Source organism: Celeribacter baekdonensis, assembly GCF_900102315.1.
GTDB classification, from domain to species: Bacteria; Pseudomonadota; Alphaproteobacteria; order Rhodobacterales; family Rhodobacteraceae; genus Celeribacter; species Celeribacter baekdonensis.
The window spans coordinates 95,156-106,503 of record NZ_FNBL01000015.1 but is presented as its reverse complement, the minus strand read 5'-3'; the positions used below and the strand labels follow the sequence as shown (position 1 = coordinate 106,503).

At 61.2% G+C, this 11,348-nt stretch carries 12 protein-coding genes; 5 read left to right on the top strand and 7 right to left on the bottom strand.

Annotated features, from left to right (window positions below; translation table 11 throughout):
• Window positions 1-256: 256 nt before the first annotated feature.
• From BLT54_RS18860 to BLT54_RS18835, 6 genes are all read right to left on the bottom strand, one after another.
• Window positions 257-985, bottom strand: coding sequence for an SDR family oxidoreductase (locus BLT54_RS18860; RefSeq protein ID WP_074646777.1), 729 nt, complete (start codon window positions 983-985; stop codon window positions 257-259).
• Window positions 986-1,008: 23 nt separating this feature from the next.
• Window positions 1,009-1,263: a nucleoside/nucleotide kinase family protein gene (locus BLT54_RS18855; protein ID WP_074646775.1), complete on the bottom strand. Its 255-nt coding sequence runs from the start codon at window positions 1,261-1,263 to the stop codon at window positions 1,009-1,011.
• Window positions 1,256-1,816: an AAA family ATPase gene (locus BLT54_RS18850; RefSeq protein ID WP_074646774.1), complete on the bottom strand. Its 561-nt coding sequence runs from the start codon at window positions 1,814-1,816 to the stop codon at window positions 1,256-1,258. Before BLT54_RS18850 ends, BLT54_RS18855 begins: the two co-directional genes overlap by 8 nt.
• On the bottom strand, window positions 1,813-2,712 hold the full coding sequence (locus BLT54_RS18845; protein ID WP_074646772.1) for an ROK family protein: 900 nt from the start codon (window positions 2,710-2,712) through the stop codon (window positions 1,813-1,815). The genes BLT54_RS18850 and BLT54_RS18845 overlap by 4 nt, the downstream gene beginning before the upstream one ends.
• On the bottom strand, window positions 2,696-3,601 hold the full coding sequence (locus BLT54_RS18840; RefSeq protein ID WP_074646770.1) for a tagatose-bisphosphate aldolase: 906 nt from the start codon (window positions 3,599-3,601) through the stop codon (window positions 2,696-2,698). The genes BLT54_RS18845 and BLT54_RS18840 overlap by 17 nt, the downstream gene beginning before the upstream one ends.
• A 278-nt stretch (window positions 3,602-3,879) precedes the next feature.
• Complete coding sequence (locus tag BLT54_RS18835; RefSeq protein ID WP_083351903.1) at window positions 3,880-4,821, bottom strand: sugar-binding transcriptional regulator; 942 nt, start codon at window positions 4,819-4,821, stop codon at window positions 3,880-3,882.
• 307 nt (window positions 4,822-5,128) lie between these two features.
• Between BLT54_RS18835 and BLT54_RS18830 the strand changes: the two genes are divergently transcribed.
• The 5 genes from BLT54_RS18830 to BLT54_RS18810 all read left to right on the top strand — a co-directional run bounded on the left by BLT54_RS18830 (window position 5,129) and on the right by BLT54_RS18810 (window position 10,198).
• On the top strand, window positions 5,129-6,100 hold the full coding sequence (locus tag BLT54_RS18830; protein ID WP_074646767.1) for an ABC transporter substrate-binding protein: 972 nt from the start codon (window positions 5,129-5,131) through the stop codon (window positions 6,098-6,100).
• A 56-nt stretch (window positions 6,101-6,156) separates the two neighbouring features.
• Window positions 6,157-7,128, top strand: a complete 972-nt coding sequence (locus BLT54_RS18825; protein ID WP_083351902.1) for an ABC transporter permease — start codon at window positions 6,157-6,159, stop codon at window positions 7,126-7,128.
• Window positions 7,125-7,865 (top strand): ATP-binding cassette domain-containing protein, encoded by a 741-nt coding sequence (locus BLT54_RS18820; protein WP_074646761.1) that lies wholly within the window; start codon window positions 7,125-7,127, stop codon window positions 7,863-7,865. Before BLT54_RS18825 ends, BLT54_RS18820 begins: the two co-directional genes overlap by 4 nt.
• A 72-nt stretch (window positions 7,866-7,937) precedes the next feature.
• A complete protein-coding gene (locus tag BLT54_RS18815; RefSeq protein WP_074646758.1) occupies window positions 7,938-8,900 on the top strand; it encodes a tagatose kinase in 963 nt (320 codons plus the stop codon).
• Window positions 8,897-10,198 (top strand): D-tagatose-bisphosphate aldolase, class II, non-catalytic subunit, encoded by a 1,302-nt coding sequence (locus BLT54_RS18810; RefSeq protein ID WP_074646754.1) that lies wholly within the window; start codon window positions 8,897-8,899, stop codon window positions 10,196-10,198. The genes BLT54_RS18815 and BLT54_RS18810 overlap by 4 nt, the downstream gene beginning before the upstream one ends.
• A gap of 168 nt (window positions 10,199-10,366) precedes the next feature.
• On the opposite strand, the gene BLT54_RS18805 is transcribed toward BLT54_RS18810, so the two are convergent.
• Window positions 10,367-11,305, bottom strand: a complete 939-nt coding sequence (locus BLT54_RS18805; protein WP_074646749.1) for a LysR family transcriptional regulator — start codon at window positions 11,303-11,305, stop codon at window positions 10,367-10,369.
• Window positions 11,306-11,348: the final 43 nt, after the last annotated feature.

Sequence of the window (11,348 nt, the reverse complement as noted above, 5' to 3'; positions counted from 1 at the left end):
CGCCCGCTGAGGTCTTTGAAAGCAACCTGATGGAAATACAGAACCGGTTGGAGTAAAACGAGATATCAAGAACTGCACTTCACTGTGAGTTCACAACCGGCCACTCCCAACCATCCCGTTCGACTTGGCCGATCAGCATGTGGTTCAGGTCCGTTCCCCCCGCTTCGAGCCAGACGATATGGCTTACGCAATGCATGATCACCGCGCGGCGCGCAGCACCTTCAGCTCGATCACACCGGCAGAGGTCATGTCCGCCTCATACCGCCGTATAGCCGCCGTCGATTGGCAAGGCCACGCCGGAAATCATCGACGCCCCCTCACTCAACAGAAAGGCGATTGGCGCCGCGATGTCCGCCTCGGTGGCCCAACGGCCCAACGGCATCTGGCTTAAAAACGGCCCCTCAATCTCGGGTCGTCCCCAGTACCACGCGGACATCGGCGTCATCACCACAGTCGGATGCACCCCGTTCACCCGGATGTCGTGAGGACCCAGTTCCAAGGCGGAGACGCGGGTGATATTGTCGAGGGCCGCCTTTGACGAGCCGTAGGAAATATGCCCCTTCAGTCCGACCAGAGAGGCCTGACTCGACACATTCACGATCGCGCCACCACGGCCCAGACGGATCATCGAGCGCGACGTGTATTTCGTCACAAGCAACGCGCCGCGCGCATTGATCGAAATGACCTTGTCAAAAACCGAGATGTCTGTCTCCATCGGCGTTGCGATCTCACCGCCGAACCCACCGCAATTCACCACTCCCCACAGATCCAGATCACCGAGTGCCGCCGCAACGCTGTCTTCCGAGGTCAGGTCGAAAACCAAGGTCCGGCAACCGGTTTCATGCGCCAGTTCTGCAAGTTTTTCCTCGTTCTGGCCAGCAGCGATCACATCCGCCCCCTTGTGACACAGCAAACGCACGGTTGCGCCGCCGATACCGCCGCTGGCACCGGTTACAAGAAGTGCTCCCTTGTCATAATCCGCCATCTGTCTTCCTCCCATGGTGTTTCTCAGGGTTGAATGAGCACCGCATCATCGTAATGAAACCCATCCATCGGCAAGACGGATGCAGAGCGACCCAACCGTACGAGCCTCTCGCAAAGCTGGTCGGCTGTGGTGGACTTGCCCGATCCGGGTGGACCGGCCAACGCAATGAGCCGACGCTGCCCCGGCCACGCCGCGAGAAAACCCGCAAGTTCCGCCAGACGCAGTTTTTGCCCGTCACGTTGCCTGTCACGTTGCCCGTCACCTTGTCCGTCAGACATCACCGCCCTCCCCGTTCAGCGCCGCCAGAACCCGCGCACCAAGATCGTCCGGTATCGGCGCATCCCCATCGACCTCTATCACCGGGCCCAATGCGCGCGGTCGGGCCACGCTTGCTAGCTCGTAAAGCTCATCGGCATAGGAGGCGGGCAAATGGCCGGCATGTCGCCCGCTTGAACGCGCACGGTATCGCTCTGCCGCCAAATCGGGCGGTATGGCCACCCAGATCTCAGCCACCCGCTCAATCCCGGCCCGCCTGATATGCGCGCGCAGAACCTCTTCGGCTTGAAATCCGTGCCACGCGTCGATCACCGGGATCAGGCGCTGCGGAAAGGCAGAAATGGAATTGAAAATGGCGTGGTAGCTCGCACGACCCAGCATCCGGTTATGGTCCCGGTCGCCGGTGCCGATATGCGCAAAAAGGCCTTCTTTTACCGTATCGAGGCTCAGTGGCACCGCCGCAATACCTGCTGCGTCAAACTGAGCCACCAGCGCTGTTGCGACGGTGGATTTGCCGCTTGCCGGCACCCCGTTGACCAACACCGCGCATCTCATCGGATTTGCCCCGTCATCTCCGAGGCAATGCCGAAGGCGGCGAGGCCTGCACCGATCACCCCCGCAGTGTCGCCCAAACGCGCCGGTTCGACCGGCACCGTGAACCAATGCGACTCGTCCGCCAGATGCGCCAGAGCCGCAGACATTTCGTGCCCAAGCCCCCCGCCCACCAGGATCAGTTTTGGATCCGCCATCGACACCAGAGATTGCAAGGCCCGTTGAAGCGGCGCCGCCCAAACATCGAGCAGGACCCGCGCTTGACCGTCCCCGGCTTTGGCGCGGGACAGCACATCCTCTGCGCGAATGTCCTTGGGCATACCGGCCTCGGCCATCAATCGCCCAAGGGCCGTGCCGGAACTGAATGTCTCGACACACCCGCGGCGTCCGCATTTGCACAGGGGCCCGCCAGAAGAGACGACGATGTGACCAAACTGACCCGACAGGCCACCGCCGTACCACGGCTGACCATCAAGGAGCGCAGCACCGCCGATGCCCGTGCCGATCGTCACCATAAAGATCAACCCGTCACGCCCGCCCGTGCGGCTGAAACCCTCGGCAATCAGCGCCATGGTCGCATCATTTTCAACCCGGACGGGTAGCCCTGTCGCCCGTCGCACCTCTGCCGCAAGATCAAGCCCGGCGATATCCAGATAGCCCGCGGAAAGAATTTTCTGTGTGCGGCCATCAACACGGCCTGGAATGCCAATACCGATTGCCGTAGCCCCATCGCGCATCCTGTCCACCAAGCGCAAAAGTTGCGGCACAAACCCGCCAGGGTCCTGACAGACAGGTTCGATCACCCGGTCCAGAAGCGCCCCTTCTGTCGAGATCCGCGCGACGCGGATGCGGGTTCCCCCGACATCCACGCCGATCGTTGTGTTAGCGCTTGTCCGCATGGCGTTCCAAGATATCCTGGATTTGCTTGAGCCGTTCACTGGCAATCTTTTCCAGATTGTCCGCGTTGACCTCCGGGGTCAACGAAATGCAATCTTTCCAAAGGGCGCGCCCGGCGATGACACCTGAGGCCCCGTTTTGCATCGCGGTTTCGACCTGACCGATGAAAGTGTCGTGGTCAACACCAGCAGACAGCACGGCCCAAGGCACATCCCCACAAAGCGCAGAGATTTCGGCACAGGCCTTAGCCGTCCCCGGATAAGGCAGCTTGAGCACTTTGGAACCAAGCTCCAACGAAATCCGCGCGCTCTCGACGATGAGGCTTGGGAAGGTCGCGCGATAGGCCTCATCGCTTTCACCGTCGAGTTGGTAGGTCAGGATTTCGACAACCAGAAGAAGGTCTTCGGCGGCGAAATCCGCGATGCAATCCTTGATGATCCCGATGTTGATCTCATTGGCGTCCGGCCGATCGGGCCGCAGGTAAACCATGAGCTTCGCACCCGTCCCGCCCAGCTCACGCACACGGCGCGCCGTGATGCCCGGCACGAGTTTCGATATTTGGTAGCCGTTCTCGTCAGTGTCCCAGCCCGAGGCATCCAGACCGATCAACAGGCCCGTGTCGCGGGACAGCGTCCCGTCGTCCACAACCCCCGGCACGGCGCATACCGCGTCGAGCAGCACGCAGGAGGCCTTGTTCGCCAAATGACGCACTATGCCGGATTTCACCACACCAAGCATGGCTTCGTCGATGGCCGATTGGGCCTTTGGGGTGTCGGCCAAGACCTTGCGCATCCCACCGCGTTGGTCACAGGCAACAACCATCATCAAGCCGTTGTCCCCGCAAATCTGCCGGTACCCACGGCGTTCGGCTGTCGTCATCAATTTGGTCATTCGGGTTGATCCTTGTCTCGTATCATCTCGCCATCCGGCGCATGCCGGTCACTCAGGCTGCGGGCACCACAGACAGGGGCACGACAGGCGAACCTGTCATGGCATCTCGCATTTCTGCTGAGATCCCTCCCCCTGCAATCGGTAGAGGCCCTGCAATCGGTACAGGTGATGCGATTCTCATTCGGAATCCCTCCAACACCCGCAGCTTGCCTAAGCAGTAGCGGTCGCAGAGTTCATTCTCAACAATTTTTTTCAGAAATAAATTTCTACATTGGGCGCTAGATACTTTCGCTGCTTTCCAGCAGGTCAAGCACCTGGCTTGCCGCCCGCGTGTCTGTCACCAGAGCGTTGATCATCCCAGAACGTGCGGCACCGATGATGGACGCCGCCTTCTCGCGCCCCATGGCAACGCCGATAGACAGCGGAATGCGTTCGAGTTGCGCCCGGCCAATCGACATCTGGTTCTCCTGCCCCGGCCAACGGATTTCACACCCTTCCCTGTCAAAATAGTGCCGCACGACATCACCGGACACCCGTGCTGCCTCCGCCGCGCTGAAGCCCATGCTGGTATTCGTCCCGTCACGCAAATAGGCCCCAAGGCCCACGATTGCCACGTCGACCCGCGCCCAAAGGTCAATAAGCTGGGCCGTACGCGGATCGCGCAGGAGAACGGAATGCAACTCAGGTGACACCATCGAGGGGGCATAGAGAAACCGTGGTTCCCCGCCCATCTGTTCCGCCGCCATGCGCACGAATTCATTGATCTGAAAGTGAGACGCGGTCTCATGCATCCCGCCGGTTATAGGGACAACCACCACTTCGGGCACCTTAGGCAGACCGGCGGAGATGACGCTTTGAATCGTGCGGCCCCAGCCAATGGCCACGACAGCTCCGGGGGCAAGGTGCGCCTCAATGAGCAAAGCGCCCACCTGCGTGCTGAGCGCCACCGCCTTGTCACTTTCCGTCACCCGGACAGATTTCAGGCCCAGAGCCGCCGCAAGTTTGTTTCCCAGCCCGTCAGACTCGTCGAGGTCCAACACCTGAATGCGGACGATCCCCTCGTCACGGGCAAGGCCCAGCAGGCGAGAGATCGTCGCGGTCGACACCTCCATGCGACGGGAGACCTCAACCTGCGACAATCCTTCCAGGTAGTGTAGCTTGGCCGCCGTATGCATCATATGACGATTGAGAAGTTTGTGGGGTTTCACGCGCTTGGTCATCGGCTCTCACTGGAAATATGTTTCAGACAGAAACCTCCTGCACCAAGCGACGACAAATGGCAATCGGTCTCAGGCGGACTCGCGGATAACTTGCGGATCAAGAGGCAGATTGGAATGCGGCACCCATTTGGGTTTACACAGTTGCAGTATTTGGAAATATATTTCTGATATTTACTTCTTGCTAGGCCGGGAGAACCCCGGCAAGCTGCCGTCACCGAATTTCGGTTCTTTGATTCGCCCTGAGGAGGAAGGGGCAGATCAAGAGATGCGGCTCAATGGAGCCGTGCGAACAAGGGAGGAAACCTATATGAAAAATCTTATCAAAACCGCTGCCTTCGCAGCGGCACTCGGCTCCGCCGGAGCAGCGCAAGCACAGGAAGATCTCAGGATCACCCTTATTCCCGGCCTCACCACTGACGCCTTTTATATCACCATGAATCGTGGTGCGCAGGCGGCCGCGGACGCCCTTGGAATCACCGTCGACTTTCAGGGGGCCGAAGAATTTGATCCGGTCCTGCAAACCCCGGTCCTTGACGCCGTCATTGGCCGCGGCCCGGATGCGATCCTGATTGCTCCGACCGACAGCGTCCAGATGATCGAGCCGCTGCGCCGCGCGTCGGAAGCGGGAATTCCGGTCATCACTGTCGACACGTTCATCGACGACGGCAAGTATCAGGACGGTGCCGGAGACGGGGATTTCCCATTCTCCTACATCGCGTCGGACAACACCGCAGGCGGGCGCATGGCAGCCCGCTACATGGCCAATGAGATGGGGGGCGAAGGCAAGGTCTATGTCTCGAACGTCCGTCCCGGCATTTCGACCACGGACCAGCGTGAAGAGGGTTTCAAGGCAGAGATGGCCGAGAGCTTTCCAAGCGTCGAAGTGCTTGAAACCCAGTATAACGAAAACGACGCCTCGTTGGCGGCCTCACAGTTTCAGGCCGTTCTGGCGCGCAACCCCGACATCTCGGGCGTCTTTGGTGCCAACCTCTTTTCGGCTCTCGGTGCTGCCAACGGAGTCGAAAGCGCCAACAAAGCGGATGAGGTGACCGTGATCGCCTTTGATGCCCCCACCTCGATTGTGAACAACATCTCCTCGGGCCTCGTTGACGCGGCCATCGCCCAGCACCCGGCGGAGATTGGCTACTACGGTGTGATGACGGCCTATGCCGTTCTCACCGGCAACTCCGTTCCGGTCTCAATCGGCACCGGCTTTACCGTGATTGACGCCAACAATGTCAATGACGACGCAACTGCCAAATTCATCTACTCAGAATGACGGACAATACGGTGAACGGGAGTAACACCAACACTAAACCCGGAGGGACCTCATTCGTGAGGTCCCTGCTCAACGCATGGTCGTGGCTGTTCCTGATCCTCATCCTCGGCTTTTTCGAAATCTATGCACAAACCCAAACGGGAAGCACCCTACTTTTCCGGATCTATAACCTGCAAGCCATCTCGATTGCCGCCTCACAGATCCTTTTGCTCGGTCTTGGGCTGACGCTGGTCATCGTGGCCGGTCACATCGACCTCTCGATCGCTTTCAGCACCGGTTTCGCGGCAGTTGTCATGGCGCTGATCATTCGGACCGCGGGCGCAGACGCTGGCTGGGTCACCGTGATCCTCGCCATGCTGGCAGGCCTCGGCGCTGCCGCACTGGTCGGCGCGGTCAACGGCTGGCTTGTTGCCATCCTGAATGTGCCGAGTTTCATCGGTACGCTCGGCACCTATGGCATCGCCCGTGGCGCGGCCTTGATTGTGGCCGGAGGTGCGACGGTGTCGATCCGCAACGACCATACCCGCGCTTTCGGCAATGGTGACATCCTCGGTCTCCCGGTTCCACTGGTCGTGGCCGCCGTGCTGACGCTCATCTGTCACTACCTGCTCAAGCACACGCGATTTGGCGCCCACACCTATGCGCTCGGGGCCAACCGTGCCTCGGTGGAACGGGCTGGCGTGAATGTCAAAAAGCACCTGATCCTGCTCTTTATCCTATCGGCCTTCACGGCGGGCATTGGTGGGCTGATCTACACCAGCCGTTTTTCGGCCGGAGCCGCCAATGCGGGGGAACCGATCCTGCTTTACGCCGTCGCTGCGGTGTTCATCGGAGGTGCGTCACTCACCGGCGGTCAGGGCACCATCACCGGCACCGTCATCGGCGCCTTCATCATCGCCGTGATCCAATTTGGTCTCGTCTTCTGCGGCTTGCCCCCCTATTGGCAGTTCGTTGCGGTGGGCCTCGTGATCATTGTTGCTGTCCTTGTGGACCAGTCAAAAGACCGGCTTATGGGAGGGAAATCATGACTGCGCTTTTGAAGATCGACGGTCTCAGAAAACGGTTCGGCGGCAACGAGGCGGTCAAGAACGTCAGCTTTGAGGTCAATCCCGGCGAATGCGTCGTCCTTGCAGGCGACAACGGCGCGGGCAAATCGACCGTGATCAAAATGATCTCGGGCGTCTATCAACCCACCGACGGCAAAGTCTACATGAACGGCGCGTTGTTGACGGGGAAAACCCCCGAAGCGGTGCGCACGGCGGGGATTGAGACGATCTATCAAGATCTTGCGCTGGCCGACAATCTTGATCCGGGGCTGAACCTTTACCTCGGGCGCGAGGCGGTCAAGCATGTGCTCAGGTTCCCCTACCTCGACCGCAAGAAGATGCGGGAAGATGCGGCGAAAGTGATGCTCAGCCTCGGAATCGTGGTGCCGGACCCCGCCGCCCCGGTGCGCGAAATGTCGGGCGGTCAGCGTCAGGCGATTGCCATCGCCCGTGCGATCCACTGGCAGGCGGGCATTGTCATCATGGACGAACCGACTGCGGCGCTTGGCGTCCCCGAACAACGTGAGGTCATGGCCCTCATCGAACGCCTGAAAAAGCAGGGGGTGGGGATCATTCTGATTTCCCACAACCTGCCCGATATCTTCGCCGCTGCGGACAGGATCATCGTCCTCGCCCGCGGGGTGGTGGCCGGTGAACGCCGACCTGCCGAGACCAATGACGAGGAAATCGTCCGGATGATGATGGGCGCCACGCTCTGATCCGGGCCCCGCGCGCCCACATGGCTTGTTCGCTGTGGGCGCGCGCTTCCCGAGACCGCAACGGATATCCCAATGCCCAAAATTTTGACCGTCGGTGAAATCCTCGTCGAACTGGTGGCAACCACCAGAGGCGACGGGTTTCGCGAGCCGCAACCCCTTGTCGGCCCCTTCCCGTCCGGTGCGCCCGCCATCTTTGTCGATCAGGTCGGCAAGCTTGGCTATGAGGCGGCGATCATTGGTCGTGTCGGTGACGATGATTTCGGCCACCTGAACATCGCCCGCCTCACCCGCGATGGCGTCGATATTTCTGGCATCGACGTGGCCCCTGACGAAGTCACCGGCTGCGCCTTTGTCCGCTACCGCGAGGATGGCTCGCGCGCCTTTCTCTTCACCATGGCCCAGAGCGCCACGACGACCCTCAGCCTCACCCCGGCGGCCACCGCTTTGATGGCCAGTTGCGACCACCTGCACATCATGGGCACCGCCCTTTCCACCCCCGGCATGGCCAATGTCGCACTTGAGGCTCTGCGCCGGATCAAGGCGCGTGGCGGCACGCTCAGTTTCGATCCCAACATCCGCCCCGAAATCCTTGGTGCGCCGGGCCTGCGCGCGCACCTGCTTCAGGTTCTGGATCAGACCGACATCTTCATGCCTTCGGGCGACGAGCTTTTCCTGTTCTCGGAGCGCGCGGATGAGGCCGGTGCCATCGACGACCTCCTCGCGCGCGGCATCCGCGAGATCGTCCTGAAACGCGGCGCACAGGGGGCCAGCCATTTTAGCGTCGAGGGCCGCCATGACATGGCCGCCTTCCCGGTTCGCGAAGTCGACCCCACCGGCGCAGGCGACAGTTTTGGCGGCACTTTCGTCGCCCTGCGTCTGGCCGGTGTGCCGCCCGTCGCAGCGCTGCGTCAGGCCAATGCGGCAGGTGCCCTGGCTGTCACCCGACAGGGACCGATGGAGGGCACGTCGACCCAAGCCGCGCTCAATGCCTTTCTGAAAGACACCTTTCCTGAAGATGCGGAGATCTCCACATGACGACCCACCCGCTTGCCGATATTGCCACATGGGCAGAGACACCGGGACCAAGCGGCATCCCCTCAGTGTGTTCCGCCCATCCGATCGTTCTTGAAGCCTGCATGCGTGCGGTCCTGCCCACCCCGCTGCCTCTGCTGATCGAGGCAACCTGCAATCAGGTGAACCAAGACGGTGGCTACACCGGCATGACCCCGCAGGACTTTCGTGATCAGGTCTTTGGCATCGCAAACCGCACCGGTTTTCCGCACGAACGCCTGATCCTCGGCGGCGATCATCTGGGCCCGAACCCCTGGAAAGCCCTGCCCCCGGATGCCGCCATGCAAAAAGCCGAAACCATGATCGCCGCCTACGCCCGTGCGGGGTTCACCAAGCTGCATCTGGATTGTTCCATGGGCTGTGCCGGCGAACCGGTGGCGCTGGGGGATCACCAGACCGCCGCCCGCGCCGCCCGCCTCGCCGCCGCCGCCGAAGCCGTCTTGCCCGGCGTCCTGCCCAGTGCCCTCCCCAGTGCCCCCGTGCCACCGCCGGTCTATATCATCGGCACCGAAGTCCCGGTTCCCGGTGGCGCGATGGAGGCCCTCGACACGCTCGAAATCACCTCCCCCGCCGCCGCCCGCACCACCGTCGACATACACCGCGCGGCCTTTGCCCAGGCGGGTCTCACCGCCGTTTTCAATCGGGTCATCGGCCTCGTGGTGCAACCCGGCGTGGAATTCGGCAATCACAATGTGATCGACTACACCCCCACCGCCGCCCGCGCCCTGAGCGCCGCGCGCGCCAAACTGCCCGGCATGGTTTTCGAGGCCCACTCGACGGACTATCAAACCCCGGCGGCCCTGACCGCCCTTGTGCGAGATGGATTCGCGATTCTGAAAGTCGGCCCCGGCCTGACCTTTGCTCTGCGCGAGGCCCTTTACGGCCTTGACCTGATCGCCGAAGAACTCCACCCCGGCGTCCGACCGATCTCCCTGCGCGCCACTCTGGAGCAGGTTCTGCTCGACCACCCGGCGCATTGGCAGTCCTATTATGAGGGCACCCCGGAGGAGCAACGCCTGCTGCGGCATTTTTCGCTCAGCGACCGCATCCGCTATGTCTGGCCAGACCCAAGGGCTGACGCGGCCGTGACCACCCTGCTTGAGATGCTCGGCGCGGATGCAATCCCGGAGCCACTGATCAGCCAATATCTGGGCCAGCTTTCCGCCAGAGTTCGCGCAGGCCACCTTGCCACCGACGCAAACACCCTGTTGCAGGCGAGCATTGAAACCGCCCTCGCCCCCTATATCGCCGCAACACAGTAGCTGCGTGGCAGATGGAAAGCCTTTTTCATCGCCTCACACGCTCCACCCTCGTCACCTTGACCTTATGTGGCGCACATGATTTGGCGCAGATGCAGAAGGCGGCAAATATGGGACGCGCCTTTGAAGGCCAACACGCCATATGCGGCTGGAGACACGCCGCGCAAACGGTCACTTCCATCCCCCCTCCTCGCGCACCTCACGCATGATTTCGACGATCAAGCCCTCAATCGCGCGCACCGCGCCTTTGCGCCGCTGTTCGCGGCTTGTCGCGACACATAAAGGCCATGTCACCTCTGGGTCGGTGATCGGGCGCACATCGAGTGTCCCTTGGTGTTTTTCCACGGCAACAGCCCCGGAGGTTAACAGGGTGAAGCCGGTGCCATGGCGCACCAGTGCCTTGAGGTGCCATACCCCCTCGACCCGCTGAACGACATTGAGCGACACGCCTTGCTCATCGGCCACCCGATCCACGATCAGGCGCAGGTAATTCGGGCGCGGCGGCATCACCAAGGGCATCGCGGCGGCTTCGGCAAACGTGTAACTTTCTCGCGTCAGCGCGTCTGGCGAACCTATCAGATTGAGTTGTTCGGAAATCAGAACTTCGGAATAGATGTCGCTGCGCCGGGGCGGATCATGCATCACCGCAATCGCAATATCGCCTGAAATAAGCGCCTTTTCCAACTCTCGCGAAAAGCCTTCGACCAGCCGAAGTTCGATCTCGGGAAACCGCTCCCGTGTTCGCGTCACCAGTTCCGGCAGGATGAATTCCCCCGGCGTCGGCGGTGTGCCAAGCACGACAATGCCTTTCGGGTGTTGCGAATGGTTGGTGGTGTCCCGAAAGGCCTGAGACAGTTGGGAGAACACCGAATAGGCGTGTTGGAGGAGAATCTCCCCCGCTTCGGTCAACTCGACCCCGCGCGGCAGACGATCAAAAAGCGGAATGCCCAGATCCCGTTCAAGGCCCGCGATCTGGCGGCTAAGCGCGGGTTGGGCAATGCGCAACCGCCCCGCAGCCTTGGAAAAGCTTTGTTCCTCGGCGACACAGACGAAATAGCGCAAAGCGCGCATTTCGGGAAACCAGTCTTGACCTTGGAATTTTTGGGACATCCATGTCTCCGATATGTGACGGCACAGGGTAGCCGCGCCGCCA